This is a genomic window from Parabacteroides sp. D25 (assembly GCF_000307475.1).
Lineage (GTDB): Bacteria > Bacteroidota > Bacteroidia > Bacteroidales > Tannerellaceae > Parabacteroides > Parabacteroides distasonis.
Genome location: NZ_JH976500.1, coordinates 821,468 through 843,812, shown reverse-complemented (window position 1 = coordinate 843,812; position 22,345 = coordinate 821,468). Strand labels below are relative to the sequence as shown.

The following is a 22,345-nucleotide window of genomic DNA, read 5'->3' as shown; positions in this document are numbered from 1 at the left end:
TTCAAATGGACTTCTAACCCTATTTGAATACCGTTTTTTATTGCCGGCTGTGGTAAAAAAGCGTCTACTAAAGTTGTTTATTCCATACTTTTTTCGTACCTTTACAAGGTAGTTAAGATGGGTTGTTATAGCCTTTTATCGTATGTCGAATAGGCTTCTACTTGCGGGATGCGACGTATAATGCCTTTCCCGATGTTATCCAAACAACGTCCTAACGTCCGGATCATGGCCGGAATGATCTCCTGTTCATAAAAGATGCGAGGCCGCATACCATAGTCTATTTTTACTATCTCCTGCTCGCAAATATCGCCGGTGTCATAGCCGGAGTCTGCCCAAAACCATGTGGCGGCGGTTATCGGTTCCCCTCGTTTATACGCCCATTTGATAGATGATGCCCCGCGCCCATAAGGTAATGGGGACGGATGGAATATCAACGTACCCCAGTTCGCCTCTTTCAGTTCTTCATCGGAAACTTTCACCGTAAGGAGTGGCGCAATGGCAAGGTCACAACGATACCCCTCACACCAAAGCGTATGCCCTTTTGCCTTAACGAACATTTCGGCCGCTTTGAATGCCACCGACTCGCAATTTCCCAATATTTTAATTACCATTCCCTATATATTTAAATGCCTGAACCGCCCTGAAATGGCCGCCATAACCGGTTGCCGCACGATCAGACTTATTTAACCTTTGGGCCGAACGTGCCATCGAAGCCGCGCTGCGCCCTTTATTAACTCCATATAAATGTGCTCCGGTTTGTATCCACTTTTTAGAGTGACGTAACGCTCCACATAGTTGCGGGTGTGAAGTGTGAAAGAACACCGGGTAAGGTTTACCACATCTACCATGTCCCTGAAGATGATATTCACAAACGGCCGCTAAAAATTTAGTACCAACACCTATTCCCTGCCATTCGGGAAGTACTACCAACCGGGTGGACCGGTAAGCCTTTGCCGTAAAGAGTGGTGTTACCGCTAAATGGCAGACGGGCTCACCACCGACAAAGCCCACGAAATACTCGGCCGCAACCGGCATAGGAAGGTCTAAATAATAATGCCGCTTAAACAATCTTGGGAATATAGTTCCCCTGACTTTATAAATTTGAAGTTCGAGTTTTGGGCGTTGCCGAAGGCAGTCACGGTCGTAAAACCGTGCCTCCGCAGTATCATACACCCAGTCAGGTTGTAGCCATTCGATTATATCATAGTGGCAGGAAAGAAGCACGATCTGCCCTCCGCCACGTCTCCACGTCTTCGAGAATGCCGCGGCTCCGACTTTGGCTATCTGCCGGTCAATGACTGATGTAAACTCGTCCACCACGGCGTGCTGCGGTCGCTCGCACGCCAAACGCGCAAGGCCCGCCCGGAACTTCTCGCCGTTGCTCAACACATGAAATGGCCGGAGCCATGCCGGAACATCACCAAGGCCAACGGCCGAAAGCATACCCGTCACCGTGTTGAAGTCTCCGTCAGGAGCAATACAGTCCACAATCGGCTTATCCTTATCCCAGCCGGAATAGAGGTCATAAATAGGTTCTTTGAATATTTTGTTTCCAATACTGGTTTTTCCACTACCGGATGGTCCGACTATCAGTCCGATTTGCCATTCCCGGTCCTCGATTGGTAGCTCTACTGTCTTTTCCCAATCACAGCCTTTTTCTGCGTTGAAAAGGCTTTTTACCCGTGCGGCCCGATAGCTGTTGAAGTCGCTACAATGGTGTTGTACCTCTATTTTCATACATTCACCACTTTAAGGGTTAGACCTTCTTTCAAGAGACGTTCGTAAATCTCCTTTTGTTCTTTTTCATCTGTGCAAATGACGATTACGCCATATTGCGGCTTGTAAGTGTACTTGCTCATACTTTGTTTTGTTTTATGGGTTTGGAACAAAGGTAGAGCCAAACTATTGGACGAACTAATTTAAACCGAACGTTATACTGCACCGCTTGTGCAGTCACTTTGGAAACGTTTCAAAAGACCATACACTTTCCGTTCGCTCACGGCATACCTTTCAGAAAGTATAGCTACAATATAGGACACTTTTTCACCATTCTTGTACAGATTCATATAATCGGAATACAAGTCAATATACTGGGTATCTTCGAGGCGTATTCCCGTCTCATGTAACTTTTTCAACAACTCACGATTGAAGTTTAGTATCTCTATCACTTTCATACAAACAAAAATTTAGTACCTTTGCAATGTCTCACTTATTAAACAACAAAAAAACACCCAAGTGGCGTGGCAGAGGGCATTTGCCCCCGGCCGCGCGCCGCTTGGGTGTGTAAAGTTGAATAGTAAGTGAGACGACTGTTTTAACAGGCCGGGGGCTTTTTTCTATCCCTTCCCCCGCAGGGATTCATCCATTACCCGGCTTCATACAAAGCCAAGTCCAATGCGTCCTTTTTCTTCCATCCTTCAGACAACGCATCTTGTATGTGCTTCATCGCTTTCACGTAGAAATCCTGAAGGTCTGAGACCGTTTCAAACGTCCTGTAATACGGCTCATCATCCGCACCCAGCTTGAACGTCACCGGCAGGTTCCGCCCTCCCGTTTGGACGGCAAGATCGTATGCGGCTTTATAGTTGAACTGGTTCTCGCCGGACAGCCATACCGGAATTTCCTCGTATGTGAATCCGGAAAGGATGGCCTTGTCAGTCTCCCGGTTATACCAGGCCGTGACCGTTGACCGTATCTCCTCGTCGGTCGGCTTATGGTTGAACTCCTCTTCCATGTAAGAAGCGGAACCGTCTTCCTTCTTTTGCACGTCCCAGCGGACGCGCCACTTTCCTTTCACCGGGTTCGTGCATTCCAGCAGCGACACACCGGCACTTCCTTCTACTCGTTTCATGTAAACACGTATTTGGTTCTACCTTTGCCAAACGTTTCCGTCTTTATCGTTGTCTCAAACGGAAAACCGTCCGGCATTTCCCTTACCTGCGCAAGGATGTTTTTCATTTCTTCCGAATTAGTGAAAAACTTCTTGGACTCGCCATTCTGCTCGATACTCACGATACAGCGGTCCTCGCCCTGCTCTGTCTTGATTCCCGTTTCAAAGTCTTTCACTATGATGGGAAGGTTTACCAGTTCCCGGATGCTTACCACAGTGCCGGGAAAACGTTTCTTGCCGTCCTCCGGCTTATAGGAAACGTTCAAATCTTTAAATGATCTCATTTCTTTGCCTGTTAATTTTTTAAACAACATATTACAATCCGCATGCTTGGCCATGCCATAAAAGCTGGCAACCAGCTCACGCCGTCTTCTTCTCGATTTTACCTCGTGCATTTTTCGGGCAAATTTCTGCTTGATACGCTTCCTGAGCCGGACATGGTCCGGAGCATAAATCACGTACCCCAAAAAGTCAATGCCCTCGCCCACCGGGAACACCCTCTCATTTGGCTTTATGGAAAGCCCGATAGAGTTTATCCGCTCATGGACGGCATCACGAATCTTCCACAATTCCGCTTTCGTTTTACCGAGCACGACACCGTCATCACAATATCGATAGTAATAACGGATACCGTACTTATCTTTCAAAAAATGATCTAAATAAACAGACAACAACAAATTGCCCAGCCCCTGCGAACTCCTCAGGCCGATACTGATACCCTCAGGCATCAGCCGGACAAAGTTATCCAGCATGGCGATGAGCTTCCTGTCCTTGAATATCCGGTTCACGCAATACATCACGAAATCTTGTTTCACGCTTTCGTAGAACTTCTTGATGTCAAACTTATAACAGAACCGCGTGCCTTCCGGATCTTCTTTCATATCACGGCGAATATACGCCATCAGATCGTGCGAGCCACGTTTTTTGATGCTGGCCGAAGTGGTTCGGATAAACCGTTTCCTCAAACGCTTGTCTACGATGGTCATGATAGCGTGTACGGCGATACGGTCTCTCATGCTTAGTACCTGAATACGTCGTAACTTGCCACCTTCCACTATATCCCGTTCATGATAATCCTTCACCCGGAAACTTCCGGATGAGATAAGTGCGGTCAGTTCATCCAACACCTCTTCCTTATGCGCAAGCAGGTAACGCCCTTGGCGGCTACGCTTTCTTTTCGTGCCGCGAAGGACTTGATTAAAGGAATCCTCCATATTGGACGGTTCTATAATCTCTTCTACTATGTAACCTTCTCTACGCATTTTATATCAAATTACGGCCACACGGCCTTCAATCTCCCGGGCCTGACTTCTTCGAGCCTTACGGCCTACCAAACTCTACCCGACGCTTGTTTTTTCAGTTTTCCAACCCTTCCGGGCCGCTGTTACTGGGGCTTGTTTCCCTCGGCTCCACGGTGGGGACAAGTCCCCGGTGTTGTACGCCGATTTGAATTTCCTTCGATTGTTGTTCAGACGGGAACCGATATTCGAGTTCGAGTTCGAGGCATCGTTATTCGCATTCGCGTACGACACACCACCATTCGCATTCGCATTGTTGTACCCACGAAAAACCACACGGCTTAAAGGAAACGCCACCCTTTGAAACACAAAGGTATTATTTTTCATGCGGAAACACCGGTGATTTTATATTTTCGACGGGCTTACGCCCGTTTTTCGTTCGCTTCGGATCACACAAACGGGAACGAAAACGCTTTACGCTTTGTCGCTTCGCTCCCGTTTTCGATCATGCTTTCTCGGACAACGCCTTGTACGCTTCCACGCTTTCCGCTTTGACGATCCGACCGCGGAAGGCCAGACGGGAACCGATACACGAGTTCGAGTGCGAGGCATCGTAACCCGCATTCGCGTACGACACACCACCATTCGCATTCGCATAGCTGCACCCACGAAAAACCACACGGCTGGCTGCGGTAGATATGTAGTATTTATCGCAATAATACGTGCTGGACGAGCCGTTTGCGCTTCCTACTGGCACCATATCCATATACTTACCGTGTGCGACACCTACTATCCATTGGTCACTCGAGGTCTTGCCTTTGACAAAACGGATACTGCCGTCTGGCATCCAAATACGCCATTTGCCTGAATTACCGCTATCGTTGGGTAAATCAACACCGTCCATCATGTCGTATTTATGGCCGTAGATGTCCTCATAGCCAAGACAACTGATATTGTTTACCTGCGTCACGGTCGGAGAACCATACTCGTCCTGGCCACGATACCAGGCATATTGGTGGATTTGGTTATTGTCCACAAGCGAGTTCGTTATCTTGTTGTTTATTTTATACGCTTCATCATAACCGATCGTATCCTGCATGCCGTAGCCCGCCGTACCGCCCGTTATGCGGTTGTTTGTATGCTGACCGCCTCCGCATTGCTCCTGGCTGTCACGACGCCCATAACGGGCATAAAACAGGTTTGCGATACGCGAGTGCATCAATGCGTCTATCTGTTGCATACCACGTTGCTGGCTATAATAATGGAAGTCGATCCAGTTCATGCTGGCCGTCGTGGAATTACCCGTTATGCATGAACGCAACTTGCTACCTACCACGCTGCTACCCACCACGGCGCAAAGGTGCTCCTCGTTGGCCACCCAATCGGGCTCCATATCCTCGATCTTGTCGCTGTTACTTAGGACCACCTTGTCAAACTCGGCCGTGTTCAGGATCGAGAAGTGCAAGGCAGTGGCGTCCTCCGGAACATCCGATATCAAGTACATGCCGGCCTCGAACTTCAGACCGATCGTAGGGACCACGATGGTTTTGACCACGTTTCCGGAGCCGTCAACAAATAGACTGCCGACCAAACCCGTACCGGGAACACTCGGAAAACGTACACGCTTATAGCCTTGTACATCCACCTTGCAGACTGAATAGGTCTTGTCCGTGCTATAAGAATCCTTCAACGTGGGTTTGCCACTCAAAAGTTTGCGCTCTGTAAGGAAACCGCCCTGCGTGCCTTTGATGTCGTCCAACGTCAGCACCGTCACGTCCGGAACAGGAGGCATATCGTCAGGGCCGTTGGAACTGTAACAGCTGTAATATTTCTCGTTCAGGTAGTCATTGACACCTTTCGACCAAAAGAACGGTTCGTACATCATCCAGTCGCCCTCGCTGCTGTCAAGTTTGGCTGCGCTGCCATCGTAGTATTTATTACTGCTGGTATCATCCAACGGACAATAGGTCATCTCGCCGTCCGGATTGTTCACGTCAACCGTCTGGCCCGCCATCTCCACTTTACGGCTCGTGGGCTTTTTCGTCACCTTGGCAAGCACACGGTGGCGCTTCTTGAGGATCGCCGCCACGTGGGCATTCATGACGTAAGTATTGCCATACTTATAACCGGTCTCGTTGTCCGGGTTGGAAATGTTGGCATCGTCCGGAGCGCTTTCGTCCGACTCGATGATACTGTAGGCCGGTTGCACGATCTCCAGTTCAGGGTACCGCTCCCTGTATCTGTCCGCTTCTTCGTCCTCCATGTACTTTGTCAGGCGGAGCCTGCCACGCAATCCGGAATGACGGTTGTCTATCGCTCCGGTGGAGGTATAGGTACCATAATCGTAGTATTTTCCGAGCAGCCTGCCGTCATCCTCCATATCGATGTCAAGGACAAAACGCTCCAGTTTACCGCTACCGTTCAACTTGGCCTGATGAAGACGTTCCAGCATGGCAAACCCGTCAATGCCCGGACAACCCATGAACCGGTAGCCTCGCACGTTACCGATGCCATCCAGTACCAATCCGCTCTCTGCCAACCTGGGAAGATATTCCAGAAACAGTTCCTCTATCGTTTCCGGCAAGCATAACTGCACAACAGGCGCACCGGTGGCAAGTTTCACGCGGGTAAGCCCCGTGCCTCTCACGTCCAGCTTCTTCAACCGTCCCTGCCAGCTCAAGTCCAAGGTCGTCACGTTGCCGTTATCGCCATTCCGTGCCAGCAGGTTGTTGCGCATATTAAGCTCTTCCAGAAGAAGCATGCCGTTCGTAGAGGCCATGAATGAACCGTTACGATAACCGCTGGCTTTCTCCACGCTCATGTCAAGTTTAACCAATGAGGTAAGCAAGCCGAAATTGAATCCGATGGCGAACGCGTCCTCATGCCACACCAGCTCCTTGATTTTGGCCGCGCCGATAATCTTCAGCGGGTCGTTCTCACCGAAGGCACGGGCCAGCTGCAGGGAGTGGAGCACGTCCGCATCCACCACGCCGCTGTCGGCCTGCACGCCGTTGCTGGTGGAAAGCTGCACACGGTACGGGATGGTCAGCCGGTACTGCATCGGCTTCAATTTGTATGCCTTGTCCAGCGATGCCGTACTCTGGTAGAACTGGGCGCCCAGCGTAGAGACATAACCGTACTCCACCTGCTTCAGGTCATACCTGCGCTGGATGAAGTAGTTCCGGTGCGCCTTTAACGAACCCTTCAGACCGTAGATCTGCGGGTAGGTCTGTTTCGCGCCGTCCGCACCCACCGGCATCTCGTTCAGGAACGGATACACATACTTGAAGATACCTGATTTGTTGTACAGCCGGCTGCACCACCTCTTCATCTGCTCGGTGTCGAAATGGTCAACGGCCTTCTGGATGCTGAAGGCACTCATGAAGCTGGTACCGCCGTTCACACCCCTGGTCATCACTTCCTCCAGCAGATTACCCATATTGCCCAATATCAGGTTCCACAGCCAGCTGTTGTGTCCCTGCATCACATAGGCCCCGTCCCGCTTGGTCTGCCGGTTGTCATCATACTTCCCGGTCAGGAACGACTTGTTGTCCGAACCCAGCTGGCAGTCTCCGTCGTAATAGGTTATCCACCACATCACGCCGTCCCACGTCCGCACAAGCATGTTTTTCGCCAGCTGGTCCACACCCAGGTTGAACTGTACATACAGGTAGTAGGCGGCCAGGTTGGGAAGGTTGAAATACTTCCCGGCTTCCGCCTTGAAGGTCGGGCTCACCCATTTGGCCGTCGGGAACTTGTTGCCGTCATCCTCATAGTCCACCCCGTCAAACGTGTGCGTCTCCTTGTTATAGGTCATGCCCTTGCCGGCAGGCGTTTCCTTCACGCATTTATATAGGAAACTCATCATGCGGTCAAGCGCCTTGTACATCTTGTCGTACTTGTCACCGGTGCCCAGGTGTTCCTTGATGTTCGGTTCTTCTTCGGCATCGCCTCCGCCATCGTTCCAGAACACGTCTTTCGGGTGGTTGAACTCGAAACCGCCGTCAAAGTTGAAATCCATGAAGTCCATATGGTCGGGCTCCGTGGACGGAAGCCAGCGGAACAGGCACAGGTCGTTCGAGTTGTTCAACGTCTCGATGCAGATGGGCAGGTATTCCTTCGGCCGGTCGCCGTTCGCCTGCAGGTAGTTCAACGTATCGCCGGTCCCCCACTGTTCTTCGCCGATGGTCTTGTCCTGGCCGAATATCGGGTAGCTGTCGCTCTTCTCGTTGTTCATGTTGTACTGGCCGTAGTAGGTCAGATCCTCATCCACGCTCTTTGCCACAAACAGGTCACAGGGCAAGCCGTCAATGGCCGAGCGTATGTCTTCCTTGCACGTATCCGCATGGTCGGCGGCATACTGCTGGGCAGGGGTCAGGATGCCCATTTCCTTCATGCCGTCATGAATGAACTTCGCGCCACCGGTGTTGGTGGTCATGGAGGAGTCCGAAAAGTCACACTTCGCACAGGCGAGTTTTGCCCCAACCGAGTTGTCCCGCAGTCGGAACAGGTTCTTCTTACCCTCCGTAGCTGTCGGGTTGCTCTGCTGCCCGTTACCGTCTATCTCGCCGTAGCTCATCCGTGCCGTGTAGCCACTGGCTGTCTTCTGGAAGTAGAAGCGCAGGTTCTTGCGGGCATAGTTCACCGAACTGGTACCCTGGATACGCAGATAAATGTCACGGGCTATCCAGTCCAGCGCCCGGTTCTCACCGTTGTAGAATCTAACTTCCCGGCACAGCTTGTTGGCCTTCTTGTTGTTCAGCTGGGCCAGCGCGTCCATCACGTTCAGCGTGTCGCTCTCGCTTGGCACCTCACTGCCCACGCTGCCCGTGCCTATCAGTACCAGGATCGAGTTCCGCCGCTTCTTCATCAGTCCCATCAGCTTCTCCATGCTCACCGTGTCCCCCTCGTTCAGCACGCGGTTGTCCTCATCCAGCGAGCGCACGCCCGGTTCCCCGTCGGCATCCTCCAGATGGTTGCGGTCCACGATGTAGTTGTTAAGCACCTCGTCCGAGGTCAGCGCCTTGTTATAGATGCGCACGCTCTTCACGTTCAGGTCAGCCCCCTCCGATTTAAACTCCAGCTGGCTCCGGATGTCAAAGCTCACCTTGTCCAGCCACTTCGAGGCGGCCGACTCCTCCCCGTTCACATAAAAGCCGATCAGCGTCCGCTGCTCGTTGGTCTCCACGTCCGGGTAGAACACGTAAGTGATGCGGATATTCTTACCGGGTTCAAACTTCGTACCCACCGAGTCCTCATAGCGCAGGACCTGACCGGCATCCATCGCCTCCGTCACCACGCCGGTAAGGAACTTCGCCTCCTCCGGGGTCACCACCAGCCCGTAACGGTTGCCGTTTTGCAGGGTGCCCAGACAGGTGATCAGCTCCGCGTCGGTGTCAGTCACGTTGGCCGTGCTGTATTCTATCTCCAACGTCATGCCCACGTCGCGGATGGCAAAACCCTCGGGCTTGTCCGCCTCATTGAACGGGCGATAACCGCCGTCTGCCGTCAGTGTCATGCCCGCACCGCCGGCCAGCAGCAGGCGGTCCTTGTGCCAGCCGCTTCCTGCGCCGTATTCGTTCACGCTCCACAGCACATCACGGAATTCCATCCGTTTGTCCCCGCTCACCCAGCTTTCCGGGTTGTTTTCCGTGTTGCTTCGCCCGAAGGCATCGAACGTGCACACGGCATCCGGTGCCAGCGTGGCTTCAATGTCGGGGTGCGATGTGGTGTTCACCTGCACCTCAAGCACGGCATCACCGCACGACACACGGTAATCCAGCGGTTCCACGTTCACGTTCGTACGCCCGTAGCTGCCGGTCTCACCGCGCTGCAGCAGGTCTTCCTTCACCACACTGCCCCGGCTGGTCACTTTCACACGGGCCGTGTACGCATCCCTGTCATAGCCGGCATACGTGAAGTTCCACGCCGTGAACTGCTCGGCCTCCAGTACGGGGTGCTTCCAGTCACGCTGGAACCCTGCCGCCCGGTGGTTGAACATCATGCCGGCATAGGCCGTCACACCTTCCCCGGCTTTCAGCAGGGTCAGGTAGTGTATCTCGCTCACCACGCCGGAGTTCTCGTGCAGCGCATAGGCTTCCACCACGTTCATGCCCTCCCGCATTTCACTCAGCGCAACGGTGACGTTCTTCTGCTGGACACCGGAACCGGCTGACAGGCCAAGCGTATAGGGCTGCCCGCCGTTGATACGGTAGTAGATGTTCTTCTCGCCACTCGTTCCCTTAGCTGTAAATGGGATGTTCACGTCGTTCCGGTATCCCCCGTCAGCCAGTCCGTTCCCAACCGAATAAGTGGTACTTAGTTCCATAGCCACCATCGTCACCCTGGCGGTAGCGGTTTTCATCAGCGTACCGCCATCATAACCGGCCTGCGCCTCCACCTGCACGGTGTAGGTCGTGGCATCCTTCAGGTAAGGCGACGCGTCAAAAGTATAGCTCTGACCGGCCGTAACGCCGACAAACTCCGCATCCTGGAATTCCGAAAGGACCGTGGAGCCACGTTTTACGACCACCTTGGCCTTCAGGTCGCTGTAGCCACTCACCTCGCCGCCACCGGCCGTGCCCACGCCAACGGCATATCTCACCACGAAACCGGTACCCAACGACAAATACTGGGAAGCGGGCAAGGAGGAACCCGAAGCATCGGTCAGGTCTATATTCACCACCACCTTGTCATCGTCGCTATACTTGGAAAAGCGCACCTCCCTGTCGCTTTCCCCGCCTTCGCCATCCTTCTGCGTGACTGTCATCACGTACTGAGTGCCGTCCTCGCTGTCCGTCACGTCGATATTCGTCACGGTACCCACCAGCGAGGCGAACACCGCGCCGCTCGTGGGGGCTTTCGTCTCACCGGCGACCAGCTCCTCCGTAGGGGTGGCCTTGTCATCGATACTTTTGATATAGTTCTCCACCAACCGGCCGCTCACCGGAAGATTACCCGTGGACTCGTCACCGGACCAATCGGTCTTCTGCATATCCAGACCGTCCTCGTCATACACTTTTTTCGCCATATCGTTATTCTTTAAAAGTTATTTCATCCGTTTCCAGCCATCCGTTCGGCTCCAGGGTTTGTCACCGCGCCAAAAGCCCGCGCCGAAACAGCTCCGGATGGCTTGCCAAACCAGCCTGGCCCCTATATAGACCGTCGCCACCACCCGTTCGCCTACACGGATGGCCGTCACCTCTTTGTTTCCAACACTTATCATACCTATTCCTCCTCGTAAATCAGGTAAATGGTCTTGCCGTCCTTTTCCGGGAGACTCTCAAAGTCTTCCTCGGTCATCTCCTTATGTTTGTAACCTTGGGCTATCGCGTCCTCGGCCTTCTTCGCGGCCGCCTCCGCCTTTGCCGCCGATTCACCCGCGGTTTGGATAGCTTTCTTTGTCTCCTGGGTGGCCGCTTCCATTTTCGGGGCCAGTTCCTCCACCCTTTCGGCCGCCGCGATGGCCCTTGTCGCCGCGTCATCGGCCGATTTGGTGAGCAAATTGATAGGAACGCTCACCAGCTTGTCTCCTTTCTGTCCCGGTAGGGACTTTACCCCGCTCAGCGAGCCGACCGTCTCAAGGGATTCGACACTCTTCGATTCCGCCTTGATCGCCTCCAAAACCTGGGCGATATCCGATTCTGTCAGTGCCATGTCAAACCCCTCCCTCTATCAGTTCATAAACCTGGCCGTAACCGCCGGCCGTCAGGCTCTCGCCGCACACCTCCTTGATAAGCGTACCCTCCTCGGTGGTGATCTCAAGGATTCCACCGCCTTGGATGATACGCTGGCACAGGACGTAAGCCTTGAACTTCTCGTCACGCCCCACGGGCTTGTCCTTCCCGTAATTGAACAGGGCCTCCGCCACGGCGGTGGCGACGTTGTCACCGTCAAGCTCGTTCCCTTTGAACCCCCTGAATCTCCTGTTTAAGTCAACTTTCATATTCTTTGGTTTTAAATGTTTATTCTCCTGTATAGCCGACAATGATGCCGCCCCTCACGATAAGGCGGATCTTGTCAAGGTCGGGATTTTCCGACATGCCGCCACCCCAGTTCACTCCCTCGTTATACACGTATGTACCGTCGGAATTACGGCTCTTGATGTACCGGAACCCTTTCGACGCGCAAACATCACTTATCAATCCGTTACCGGTGTCCCTTACATCTACCGGACCGACAAAGAACCCGGCATAGGTCATACCGCTGGCCGGATAGGTCAAGGGGCCTGTCGACGCGTATATGGCGGCCCCGCCGGAGGTCGCCCCGACCGACTTCACGCCGAACCGCCCGTCGGTGGCGCCATTGAAGGCCACGTCCACGATCCCCTCCGTCGAGGAGCTCGAGACCCCCAGTTTCAAACTCCGGGAATCGTTACCGAAATAATCGCGGCTCTTCCAATACAAGCGGCCGGACTCGATGGTGAAGCCGCCTATCTTGCCTTTATCGGCCTTGACGATCCCGCTGACGTTCGCGTTCCGGGTCTCGATGCTCCCGTCCGTGAGGACCTTGAAATAGCCGTTCGCCGTAACAAGCCCCTCCAGCTCGATCTGGTCGGCCCGGATGGTGACACCGGAAACAAGGTCCCCGAACTCGTCACGCTTGACATAGACCTTCAAATCCGCGCTCTTGACAAGACCGTTGTCGCTCACCCCTTGGGCGAACAGCTTGGAAAAATCAGCGGTCGTCACCAGGCCGGACTTGTTCTTCAGGCTTCCGTCAGCGTTGAAACGCTCGGATATGAGCCTGTTGTACTTCGATGTCGTAATGATGGATGACTCCTCCAGCACGTTACCGTCCTTGTCGAAATTCGCCGCCGCGATCTTGATCATCTTGTCCGACTGCTCGAAGAACGTGGCGTACTTATATGCCAGGGCATCCGTCCGGTCTGTCGAGAATACCAACAGGGACACTTGGATGACACCCGTGAACGACAGCTTGAAGTCCCCCGTCCCGTTCCACAATCCGGAATGGTTGAGTACCTTTTCCCCGCCGACCGGCAAATCACCGTCGTAAGCGAACATATTGAAGTTCTCGAATCCCGCCTTATTCCCGTTCACGAACTCGATACGAAGATGGCCGGCTTCGATCACCTTGTAATGGAAGGACAGGTAGACATAGCCCGGAATGCGAAGCCCGTCCCCGTTCAACTCCTTGAAATCGGGGATCGTGCGGAAATCCCCGTTCTTCTGCATGATGTAGCTGTTCGTTATCCTGACGTAAGGAACCTTGCCGGTCTTTACGACCTCCACGTTGCCGTTCTCGCTCGATGACAACAGTTTGTTACCGGCAAGAATCCACTTGCCGCCGAAAGTCAGGAACGCGGCCTTGTACCCGCTTATCCATTTACTCATCCCCTCGGTAAACGTGGTGTTATCGAAAAAGCTCTGCTCCTCCCTCACCTCGTCACGCAGACCTTCTACGGCGGACTGTATCTTACCCTCCGTAATTTCAAATTTCGTCAGGATATCCTCGCCGGTCATAAGGATAAACGTACCCTTGAGGTACACGTTGTCGCCATAAAGACCGTTCCCGTGCGGCTGGTTATTCGCAGGGAAAGCGCTGTCCTTGATACCGTCGAGATTACCCACCCGGCAACGCAAACAGCCGTTGAAGTTTTTCGCGTTCACGCCGTCCAGTATGTCAACACGTGGCTGGCCGTCCTCGGTAGCCGATATGCTGATCAGGTTCTGCCGGAGCGGGTTTTCCGTGTTACCCATCAACACGCACTCATCACCCGCCTTCGGTTCCGTCCCGCCAAACTCCCTCTGGGGTACCGTTATCCCTTCCGTGTCGCCTTCCGACACTTCCACCCAGTAACCCAGAATCTCCGCCCCCGTAAAAACGGCACAGCGCATCAGGTCGTGCGCCACGAACGTGTTCTCCTGCTCAAAGGTGATGCGGTAATTGTTGCCCTCCTTGGTCACGGTCTTGATCTTACCGTTGGCTGCGGATACAACCAGCTGCCCCCTTACGCTGCGAACCGTTTCTATGAGCAGTTCCAAGGCTACCAACGTCTGCCGGATGGTCGCCTTGTCTATCGTGAGATTACTCAGCCCCGTTATTTTATCTATCCATAGCTGCCAACCCTCGCCGAACATGCCGTCCACGAAACGGGTACTGCGGAGCAATTCCCGGATAACAGCCGTCAGAAACTCGGCGTTCCCGTCGCCGTCAACATTGCCTCCGGATTCACCGGCTTTGTAATCCCCAAAATAAGCCCCTTTCAGAAAACCGATCACCTCGGCAGCGGTATCCCGATGGCGTTTACTCAGGAATTCCCTTTGGCTTCTTTTTGCCGAGAAAAGGTTGTTGTCGGTCGGCAGCGTATTATCGAAGCTCCGGATAATATCGGGAAGCCCGGAACTTTCGGCCTTGGCTTTCGTATAGCTTTTCAATTCCCCTATACTGTCGTTTACCCTGTCAAATTTCGACACCTGCAGGGCGTCGCTGATCTCCAGGTCCATCTCCCCGGGAAGGTTTACCCTGCGGGTGATCTTCGTAATGCGGCTCCTGCGGTAACCGTCTTTCGGGAAATACTCCGAGCTCTCCAATTTTACGCGCCGGCCGACAAACAGATCGGCCTCCTGCTGCTCGATCCACACATGATCGGTCGGAGCCTTGTAAGCGGCAATATCCAGCCAGTGGTCCTTATTGTATTCGTCCACCGCGGCTGCAAATTCCTCCTCTGCCAACCGGTAATATTTATCCGGCATCCGGATATTCCAAAGGATATAGGTGTCCCCGGCCTTCGGGACGAGCTTGCCGCCCGGAAGCTGCGTGTCATCGCCGTAAGGCCAGATCGTGACGATCTCGAACTCACGGGTGGCACTATCGAAGTTCACCTCGAAATAATGGTCGTCCCCCTCTCCCAGCCCGGAAAGGTCACCGCTCTGGAAGGAGACGCGTTTCGTCTCACCGGCCAACTCATAATCGTTAGGATCGAAATCCATCCCGCCGTCCTTGAAGTAATAGACGGTAAAGGCCTTACCTTCCTCGTCCGTCACCTCCTCGCTCCGGACACTGCTTATCGTTCCCACCCGCCGGGGATAGATATCGCTGAAGGCGGCCTGTTCGTAGTGGTCATAGATACCGTACTCGTCCACGCCCACCTCCACGTACTTCTTTTTTCCGGGGAGCATCAGGCGGGGGCTGCCGTACTTCTCGGCGTCGATGTTCCGGCTGCTGCCGATCGGGAAAAGGCGTGTGTAGAACTTCGCCGTATTGCTCGTATCCCGCTCCAGGGAGGTCAGCCCCTTGCCGTATCCCAACGTGATCTCCTCACCGTGTTCGCAACGGCACACGTTCACCGTCTGCCCCTCGACCCACCACTCGGCCTTGCCTCCCACCTTGCCGGCGATCTCCTTCAAAGCCTGGTCGCAGTACATGCCCTCATAGTCGATCACGATAAGATCGGTACCGTCCACCTGCCCCACCTTCCAGTCGGTAATGTTACCCATGCCATCGTTGATGGCCTTCACCACCATCGCCACATGGTCCCGCGGCGTGGCCGTCAATGTAAACAGGGGATTGGTGTCGCCGTCCGTTGTCTCCAGCACGAGAAAACGCCTGATCAGGCTCTCGATACCGTACAGCTTCAGGTTATACTCCCACTCGCTCCCGCTTTTCTCTTTCGGGGTGTACCGCTCCGTCAGCCAGTACCGCTCGCCCATGTAGTCCGTGAAGTCGCCTACATCAAGGGGGATATGGGCATAATGCGTGAAGGAGAGCGCCAGCACGTTGTCGCCCTGCACCTCCTTGCTCTGCGTCGAACTGTCACTTGCGGCCACGTCCGCACGCTTGGCCCCGGCTTTATCGTATATCGTTAGAAGCATATTCGAATCGTCTTTGAATGGTTATATAATCGGTACCGGCTCGCGGAACTTCACCTTGAATTTCCCGGCGTGGACCCCTTCCTTCCACAAATAGGTCAGCGGGGTGAACTTCGGACTGTCCGTGTATTTCACGTGCAGGGTCAGATCAAGCTGGGGAAACGCGATGTCGAGCCACCCGTCCTTCCCTTTTTTCAGAAAATTGATGAACGCGAAATATTTCCGCAGCCATCCCTCCTTTGTCTTGTTATACAGGGCAAAGTGCAGCGTCACGTCACGCGCCTCGTTCCTCGGGGTAAGGACCGCGCTGTATTTCTCCCCGTCCTCCTCCCGTATGTCCACGGCCGTCTCCTTCTTCGTCTTGCTCGGGGTCAGGATCGCCGAGAGGTTATCCATGCCACCGCGCCGGTCCTCCACCAGGAACACGCCGTATTCCGTCCAGATGTCCGTGCCGTTCACCAGCACCAGCCCGCCCAATATATCTGCCATGTCATTTCACTTTTAGTCCGTCACGTATCATTTTCTTTATCTCATCCTTTATCTCGCCCAGGTGTCCGGCACTCACACCGGTGTTCTCGGCTATCCGGGCCAGGTGGCCTTCGGCCGTGTCCATCTTCTCCGACACGCTTTCCAGCCGGTCGTCCATGCTGCTCCAGTGCTGCAGCCCACCGGTGAACATGCCCTCCAGCTTCGTACCCTGATCCTGCGTCATGGCCGTAAAGCCGCCCGCTTTCGCACTTTGGCTCGTACCGCCCTGCTGCGTCTTGTCATAACCGGTGGCTGCCGCCAGGTTGTCACGCAGGTCCACCGCCTCTTCCACATACTGCAAGTATTCATCGGCCAAAGCCTTCCGTTCCGCTTCCGTCAGGTCGTTGTCTTCCATCGCCTTGCCGAACCGTTCCCACCAGCCCTTCAACTTCTCGCTGTACATCTCACCGATCTTGTTGCTCAGCATCGCCCGCATGAAGTACTCGGATATATCCTCCGCCGCCTCCTTCGCGCCATACTTCATGTCCATCAGGTTATCGATAAAGCTGCCGTACATGCCATCGAACGAAATGCCGGTAAGCCCTTCGTACAGCCGGTCGGTCAGTTCCTCCAGCTTTCCGGCCTGGTCTATGTAGTCATCCAGTTTCTCGGTAAGCCGCCCGCCGTAACCGCCCTTGCCCGTGTCCTGTATCTGTGTCCACATGTCCACGTTGCTTCTGAGGGCCTTCATCTCCTCCGGACTCAGGCTCCACAGACTGCCGTCCCACTGGCGGCCGATCTGTCCGCTCAGCTTGTCTATCTGTGCCTGGGAAAAACCATCCCAATAATAATTCCAGGAGCGGTGGCTGCCGTGGTAACCGGCCTGCGCCATCGCCATCTGAAGGTAGTTCGAATCCGTCTCTTGCTGCATCCGGTAAGCATCGCGGTAAGCGGCTACGGATTTGGTACCCTTGCTCTGTTTGATAGTGTCGGTCAAGTCCTCAATAGAAGTCTGAAGCATTTCGTTCCGGCTGGTCAGCCGGTCCATCGTGGCCTGCACCTCTTTCGCGTTACTTCCATTCCAGTTGATGGTGCCACCTAAACTGAACAATGTCTTCACCGCGCCGCCTACCGCCTTGACACCGCCGGTAATGACGCTCATCGGTTTGGTCAGGTCGATGCTTTCCAAGCCGTCCAGCGTCTGCCCTAAACCTTCCAGGTATTCGCCCATCCATTCCGGCGGATCGATACCGAACTGTTCCACCAGTCCCAGCAGGTCTTCTGCCGCTCCCACGTATTCCTTCACCTGCCCCACGCTGCCGTGCAGGGCGTCCGTAGCCTCGGCCAGTGCCCCCTGCCTCGCGTTTCGGGCGGCATCCAACGCGGCCCGGGCATTCTTCTGCTCGGCTTCAGTCCCTTCTTCCACGGCCTTGTTATAGGCTTCCTGGGCCTCCTTGACGGATAAGGTCGTGGATTTTACCCGCGACAAGGATGATTCCAATGCCGCAAAGGGATTGCGCTCGCTAAGTTTCCTGTCGATGGCGTCAATGGCACGCACCAGGTCTTTCAGGCTGTCCGGCTGCAAGTCCTTCTGGGTATCGATATATTCCTTCAGACGGGTACGGAGGGATTGGAGGCTTTCGGAGGATACCTTGTCGAGGTCCCCGAATACGGCTTCCCAATTCAATCCGTCCTTCAATTCCTTCAGATCAAGACCGGCCATCTTTTCCTTCAGTTCTTCCTGAAGTGTTTTCCGACCGCCTTCCGTGGTAGCTTCCGCGATACGTTTTTCATACTCCTTGGTAATGGCCAGTTTCTTTTCTTCATAGCTCCCATATTCCGCCAGGTAATCACGCATGGCCTGGGCTTCTTTTTCCCTCTCATCTTCAAAAATGGCGGCAAGAGCCGCGCTCCGGTTCTTATCGTTGGAGTCGCGTGCGCCGGCAAGGGCATCCCTCTGACCGGGAGTCAGGCCATTGCCACCGGTGGAAACACCGGCTTCCTTGTTTTCACGTTTCCATTCGGCTTCCTGACGGGCTATTTCTTCTTTTCTCTTGTTATAGTCGTATTCGATCTGTGCCAGTTTCTTTTCAGTGCCGTCTTTCATCCGGTCTATCTCCTCTTTCCGATTCTCGGCCTGGAGTGCGGCAAGTTCCTGCGCCAGCCTACGCTCTGTAGCCATACGCTGCCTGGCTTCCGTTTCCGTTTTTTTACCGGACTGTTTAGGATCGGAGTGTCCGCCGATATTTCCCTTCCTGGCGGCTTCGGCGGCTTTCCTCGTTTCCTCCTCCGCCTTCTTCAGATAACCGTCACGCTTGTTCTCCGCATTTTTCAGCAGGATATCATAAGCCTCCTGATCATGTTTTCGGATAGCCTCCTGCGCGTCATACACCTGGCCGACTTCCGCCATATTGCTTTGTATCAAATACTGCCCTATCTTTCCGAAGAATCCCATAGCACTTTCAGCCTCTTCCGGTTTCTGGGCCTTGATCTTGTTTACTTCTTCGTCAGCTTCGGCCGCCTTGCTGACCAGATTCTGGACGTTGGCCTGATGAAGCAAGACCTGCACGTAGTCCTCGCTCTTTTGGGTAAGGGTATCGTACCACTCGGAAAGGGTTTTATAATAACCGAAACTTTCCCCGTATTTGCGGTTCAGTTCCTCCACCTTCGCCTTTTCCTGCTCCTTGCTGCCGGTGAAGTCCTTTATTTCACCGATAACCGATTTCAGCTCAAAGCGGGTACGCACCATCTGGGCGCGGCCGTCCTTCTCGATCTCGGTCATTTCCTTCAACGAGATATTGAATTCGTCCACGCCTTTCTTGGCGCTGAACAAATCCTTCGTCCACTCCACAATCTCGTCACCGTACATCACAAGCAGCATGATGCCGGTCGTAAGTGCCGTCTGCCAGGAAAAAAGAGAAGAGAGTACCTGCTTCCATACCGGCGTGCCTTTCTGCCCCGACTTCCGCAGCTCGTCGTATTCCTTACGGGCACGGGCCAGCTCATCGGTGAATATCGGCAGGTTGTTGCTGATGGCCAGAAAGAACATCTGCGGTCCCATGGCCAACGAGGGCATCTCACGGGCAATCTGCTGGATGCTGTTATGCAAGCCGTTAAACTGGCGCTGCGCATTGGGAATGTCCGGCGGGGTGACCTGTACGGTTTCCGATTCCGCCTGAAGCTGTCTCAACTTGCCACGCAATTCCTCAAGCTGCTTTTCCAGCGCATGGATCTGGGCGATGTTGGCGCTCTGGTCCAGATTGGGGGCGGCCGTCTCACCGGCAAGGCGCAGCCTTTCCAGTTCCGCCTCCAACACCCTGACGGTGTTACGAAGCTCCAGCGCCTCACGCCCGGCCTTGTCCATGCCGGGCGTAAGGCCGTCCTTCATCAAAAATTCAACTTCTACAGGTTTCATTCCAGTCTGCTTTGAAAAAATCCTACAATATCGTCCGCCTCGTCCTCCACGCTACGGTCCGTTCTCCGGCTGCCTTCACCGCCGCCTTTCTTCCGCCTCACATACCGGGGCGCGTCGCTCAGCATCATGATCAGCGTCTGCCAGTTCACCCCGTCAAGGATGTAATCCACGCTCCAGCCGGTCGCCGATGCAATCTGCCATATAAATCCGAAGGGGCTATGTGAACATTCATACTCTGTCCTTAACTCCCCTTCCCTTTTTGGCTCAGTCTCGGCTTCATCGGGTTCGCCCGATCCACCGATCTGATAATACGCATAAAATCCTTCGTGCCCATCAGACGCTCGAACGTCCGGAACACGGCCACCAGGAACCTCCAATCGACAAGCTCCCGGAGTATCCATGCCGTCAGCCCTATGCCTACACGCCGGGCCACGCAGCCCCGGCATACCGTATAAGCCAACATCCGGCTGACGCCTTTTCCGTACTTTGCCACAAAGGCCATTTCCTCCGCCTTGTCCTTCGGTTTCCAGCCGGGTGCCATACCCAGCCTCAGATACTCCCTGGCCAGCAGCATCTGGCCCCGAAGCCGGGGACGCTTCATCGTCACACGCAGTTCCAGGGGATGCTTCTTAAAGGGAACGCGCCACCTTTTAAGAGGAACGGACACGCCACCGTCCAGCAACGCGTCCGCACACTCCATTTCTATCAGTTGCTCCAACCGGTCATCCATACGCTAACCCTCCTCGTCCGAGGTCTGTACTTCCGCCGCAGGCAGTCTGTATTCACCCCACTCATCCGGCAAGGCATCCGTATCGAACACGCCGTAGGGCTGCGAGCCGTCCGCCGGCATCGCCACCTCCAGTGTACACTCGATCTTCGCCGTTTCCGTAAGTGTCAGCTTACCGCCCAAATTGGAGAGCAGCGTCGCGTTGGGCATCAGGACGCTCTTACCCGACACAAGGGCAAGTTCCCAGGGGCCTTGCATCACCATCGCAGCCGAAGGGGCGGTCCAACCGATCGGATTTTCCTTCGACACGTCGGAGCTCTTGTGGTGGAGGGAGCCGCCAAGCAGCTTGTGCAGGTTCTTGTAATCCATCTGGATCACGTTGAACGTCGGTGCTATGCTGCCGTTCGACTGGGCGATGACCAGCACCGGGGCACCGGGTACCTGTTCCGCCTCGATTTTCGCCGCCTCAGGCTTCTGGCCGCCCAGGTCAAAGGAGCCTTTCTCGATGTAGCCCACGATAAAATCCTTATATTTCACGGCACCGATGCCGTACATGAAATTCTTATCCGCCATCTTTCTTTTGTTTTTGAATTAATATTACCGCTAAAACGCATATCACTATTCCAGTCCCAAAACCATAGAAGAAGATTTGAACGGGGCTTGAACGCCGTTTTACCTCCGCTTCGTACAAATCCGCCATTTCCTCCCAGGCTTCCCTGTACGTCTCGGACCTGCCCGCATAATACTCGACCAGGATTTGCAGACTGTCGCAGCTCGCGTGCACGGCGATCACGTCTCCGTCGCGGCTTACCGACACGTTCGCCTGCCCGCTCTTTCCGCTATACGACGCCTTGGGGGGCAGCTTCATCAAACTGTCAGCCGGTATCGCCAGCCGTACCTCCGACTTCGGGACCGCCTCCGTCCGTACAAGGAGGACTTCTTTGGCCATACTGTCCACCGCCATCCGATTCGCCTCCGTCCGGGAGGTCTCCTTCACTGTCTTTCGGGTGCTCGCGCAACCGGAAAAGCACAGGACAATCACCAGAATGCTTGCAATTGCCGGCATCACCGATAGCCTTGCGAAGACGGGCCATCTCACGTTTGGTTGAGCAAAACTCCTTCTTGGTCGCACGCAGTTCTTCCCGGGTCTCATTCAATTCCTTCTTTAATGGTTCAACAATATTATCTATCAATATCCGGGTGGCTTGCTCAGTGTTGTCAATCCGGACCGTCTCGGCCTCGGCCCTCGCCTTCTCCGCCTCGGCATTCGCCTTGCGGACCGTAGCCTTCAGCGTGAGAAGCCCGATGACAGCCGCCAATAAACCGCCGCCCAGTACCAGGTTGAGTATTTCACTAAGCTCCATCTCTGATACCTGTTTATGCCTTGCTTTCCGATTTCTTGACTATAAGGCCGATAAGCCATTGTACCAGTCCCGTGTCCGCGATCCCGTTCGCGACAAGGGACGCACCTAAACCGTAAAGCAGGGCTATATACCACTGGACATCCGACACGAATCCGGCATCCAGCCACCACAGCAACATGGCGCCCGCAATACCGACGCACCAGCTGACAATCTGGGTAACCAACCCGTTCATTTTCGGGAACAGGGACTTGATCCCTTCCGTCAGCAACACCACCATACCGGAAAAACCGGCGAAAGTGGCGATCATGCCGTCATAGTCCACAGCGGTGGATACATCGCCCGTCTCAGCGAACACGGCTGACACAGAGCAAAGCATCAGCGCAAAAAACAAAATCAACTTTCTCATTTCTTT

At 54.2% G+C, this 22,345-nt stretch carries 18 protein-coding genes; all 18 read right to left on the bottom strand.

Annotation, left to right across the window (positions count from 1 at the left end):
• Positions 1–125 precede the first annotated feature (125 nt).
• Entirely contained in the window at positions 126–611 is a 486-nt protein-coding gene (locus tag HMPREF0999_RS03430) for a formyltransferase family protein (protein WP_009275184.1), read from the bottom strand.
• Entirely contained in the window at positions 601–1,737 is a 1,137-nt protein-coding gene (locus HMPREF0999_RS03425; protein ID WP_009275183.1) for a GNAT family N-acetyltransferase, read from the bottom strand. Before HMPREF0999_RS03425 ends, HMPREF0999_RS03430 begins: the two co-directional genes overlap by 11 nt.
• Positions 1,734–1,859, bottom strand: a complete 126-nt coding sequence (locus tag HMPREF0999_RS23120) for a hypothetical protein (RefSeq protein ID WP_005647379.1) — start codon at positions 1,857–1,859, stop codon at positions 1,734–1,736. Before HMPREF0999_RS23120 ends, HMPREF0999_RS03425 begins: the two co-directional genes overlap by 4 nt.
• A 72-nt stretch (positions 1,860–1,931) precedes the next feature.
• Complete coding sequence (locus HMPREF0999_RS03420) at positions 1,932–2,174, bottom strand: hypothetical protein (protein ID WP_009275182.1); 243 nt, start codon at positions 2,172–2,174, stop codon at positions 1,932–1,934.
• Positions 2,175–2,365: 191 nt separating this feature from the next.
• Entirely contained in the window at positions 2,366–2,851 is a 486-nt protein-coding gene (locus HMPREF0999_RS03415; RefSeq protein WP_009275181.1) for a hypothetical protein, read from the bottom strand.
• A complete protein-coding gene (locus tag HMPREF0999_RS03410) occupies positions 2,848–4,152 on the bottom strand; it encodes a reverse transcriptase domain-containing protein (protein WP_010183096.1) in 1,305 nt (434 codons plus the stop codon). Before HMPREF0999_RS03410 ends, HMPREF0999_RS03415 begins: the two co-directional genes overlap by 4 nt.
• 75 nt (positions 4,153–4,227) lie before the next feature.
• Positions 4,228–4,515 (bottom strand): hypothetical protein, encoded by a 288-nt coding sequence (locus HMPREF0999_RS03405; protein ID WP_009275179.1) that lies wholly within the window; start codon positions 4,513–4,515, stop codon positions 4,228–4,230.
• 118 nt (positions 4,516–4,633) lie between these two features.
• Positions 4,634–11,158, bottom strand: a complete 6,525-nt coding sequence (locus HMPREF0999_RS03400; protein WP_009275178.1) for a hypothetical protein — start codon at positions 11,156–11,158, stop codon at positions 4,634–4,636.
• A 197-nt stretch (positions 11,159–11,355) separates the two neighbouring features.
• Positions 11,356–11,784 carry a hypothetical protein gene (locus tag HMPREF0999_RS03390; protein ID WP_009275177.1) on the bottom strand — a complete coding sequence of 143 codons (429 nt, stop codon included), beginning with the start codon at positions 11,782–11,784 and terminating at the stop codon, positions 11,356–11,358.
• A 1-nt stretch (position 11,785) separates the two neighbouring features.
• Entirely contained in the window at positions 11,786–12,073 is a 288-nt protein-coding gene (locus tag HMPREF0999_RS03385; RefSeq protein WP_009275176.1) for a hypothetical protein, read from the bottom strand.
• A 19-nt stretch (positions 12,074–12,092) separates the two neighbouring features.
• Positions 12,093–15,962 carry a hypothetical protein gene (locus tag HMPREF0999_RS03380; protein WP_009275175.1) on the bottom strand — a complete coding sequence of 1,290 codons (3,870 nt, stop codon included), beginning with the start codon at positions 15,960–15,962 and terminating at the stop codon, positions 12,093–12,095.
• A gap of 21 nt (positions 15,963–15,983) precedes the next feature.
• Positions 15,984–16,448, bottom strand: coding sequence for a hypothetical protein (locus HMPREF0999_RS03375; RefSeq protein WP_008778313.1), 465 nt, complete (start codon positions 16,446–16,448; stop codon positions 15,984–15,986).
• A 1-nt stretch (position 16,449) separates the two neighbouring features.
• A complete protein-coding gene (locus HMPREF0999_RS03370) occupies positions 16,450–19,842 on the bottom strand; it encodes a hypothetical protein (protein ID WP_010183105.1) in 3,393 nt (1,130 codons plus the stop codon).
• Positions 19,839–20,045 carry a hypothetical protein gene (locus HMPREF0999_RS03365; protein WP_029257184.1) on the bottom strand — a complete coding sequence of 69 codons (207 nt, stop codon included), beginning with the start codon at positions 20,043–20,045 and terminating at the stop codon, positions 19,839–19,841. Before HMPREF0999_RS03365 ends, HMPREF0999_RS03370 begins: the two co-directional genes overlap by 4 nt.
• Positions 20,046–20,083: 38 nt before the next feature.
• Complete coding sequence (locus HMPREF0999_RS03360; protein WP_009275173.1) at positions 20,084–20,572, bottom strand: hypothetical protein; 489 nt, start codon at positions 20,570–20,572, stop codon at positions 20,084–20,086.
• A 3-nt stretch (positions 20,573–20,575) separates the two neighbouring features.
• Entirely contained in the window at positions 20,576–21,124 is a 549-nt protein-coding gene (locus tag HMPREF0999_RS03355) for a hypothetical protein (protein WP_029257185.1), read from the bottom strand.
• A 320-nt stretch (positions 21,125–21,444) separates the two neighbouring features.
• Positions 21,445–21,933: a hypothetical protein gene (locus tag HMPREF0999_RS03345; protein WP_009275171.1), complete on the bottom strand. Its 489-nt coding sequence runs from the start codon at positions 21,931–21,933 to the stop codon at positions 21,445–21,447.
• A gap of 13 nt (positions 21,934–21,946) precedes the next feature.
• Positions 21,947–22,339, bottom strand: coding sequence for a hypothetical protein (locus tag HMPREF0999_RS03340; protein WP_009275170.1), 393 nt, complete (start codon positions 22,337–22,339; stop codon positions 21,947–21,949).
• Positions 22,340–22,345 lie beyond the last annotated feature (6 nt).

Coding starts and splice junctions, on each gene's coding strand:
- HMPREF0999_RS03430 (WP_009275184.1), bottom strand. CDS start 611: ATGGTAATTAAAATATTGGGAAATTGCGAGTCGGTGGCATTCAAAGCG.
- HMPREF0999_RS03425 (WP_009275183.1), bottom strand. CDS start 1,737: ATGAAAATAGAGGTACAACACCATTGTAGCGACTTCAACAGCTATCGG.
- HMPREF0999_RS23120 (WP_005647379.1), bottom strand. CDS start 1,859: ATGAGCAAGTACACTTACAAGCCGCAATATGGCGTAATCGTCATTTGC.
- HMPREF0999_RS03420 (WP_009275182.1), bottom strand. CDS start 2,174: ATGAAAGTGATAGAGATACTAAACTTCAATCGTGAGTTGTTGAAAAAG.
- HMPREF0999_RS03415 (WP_009275181.1), bottom strand. CDS start 2,851: ATGAAACGAGTAGAAGGAAGTGCCGGTGTGTCGCTGCTGGAATGCACG.
- HMPREF0999_RS03410 (WP_010183096.1), bottom strand. CDS start 4,152: ATGCGTAGAGAAGGTTACATAGTAGAAGAGATTATAGAACCGTCCAAT.
- HMPREF0999_RS03405 (WP_009275179.1), bottom strand. CDS start 4,515: ATGAAAAATAATACCTTTGTGTTTCAAAGGGTGGCGTTTCCTTTAAGC.
- HMPREF0999_RS03400 (WP_009275178.1), bottom strand. CDS start 11,158: ATGGCGAAAAAAGTGTATGACGAGGACGGTCTGGATATGCAGAAGACC.
- HMPREF0999_RS03390 (WP_009275177.1), bottom strand. CDS start 11,784: ATGGCACTGACAGAATCGGATATCGCCCAGGTTTTGGAGGCGATCAAG.
- HMPREF0999_RS03385 (WP_009275176.1), bottom strand. CDS start 12,073: ATGAAAGTTGACTTAAACAGGAGATTCAGGGGGTTCAAAGGGAACGAG.
- HMPREF0999_RS03380 (WP_009275175.1), bottom strand. CDS start 15,962: ATGCTTCTAACGATATACGATAAAGCCGGGGCCAAGCGTGCGGACGTG.
- HMPREF0999_RS03375 (WP_008778313.1), bottom strand. CDS start 16,448: ATGGCAGATATATTGGGCGGGCTGGTGCTGGTGAACGGCACGGACATC.
- HMPREF0999_RS03370 (WP_010183105.1), bottom strand. CDS start 19,842: ATGAAACCTGTAGAAGTTGAATTTTTGATGAAGGACGGCCTTACGCCC.
- HMPREF0999_RS03360 (WP_009275173.1), bottom strand. CDS start 20,572: ATGGATGACCGGTTGGAGCAACTGATAGAAATGGAGTGTGCGGACGCG.
- HMPREF0999_RS03355 (WP_029257185.1), bottom strand. CDS start 21,124: ATGTACGGCATCGGTGCCGTGAAATATAAGGATTTTATCGTGGGCTAC.
- HMPREF0999_RS03345 (WP_009275171.1), bottom strand. CDS start 21,933: ATGGAGCTTAGTGAAATACTCAACCTGGTACTGGGCGGCGGTTTATTG.
- HMPREF0999_RS03340 (WP_009275170.1), bottom strand. CDS start 22,339: ATGAGAAAGTTGATTTTGTTTTTTGCGCTGATGCTTTGCTCTGTGTCA.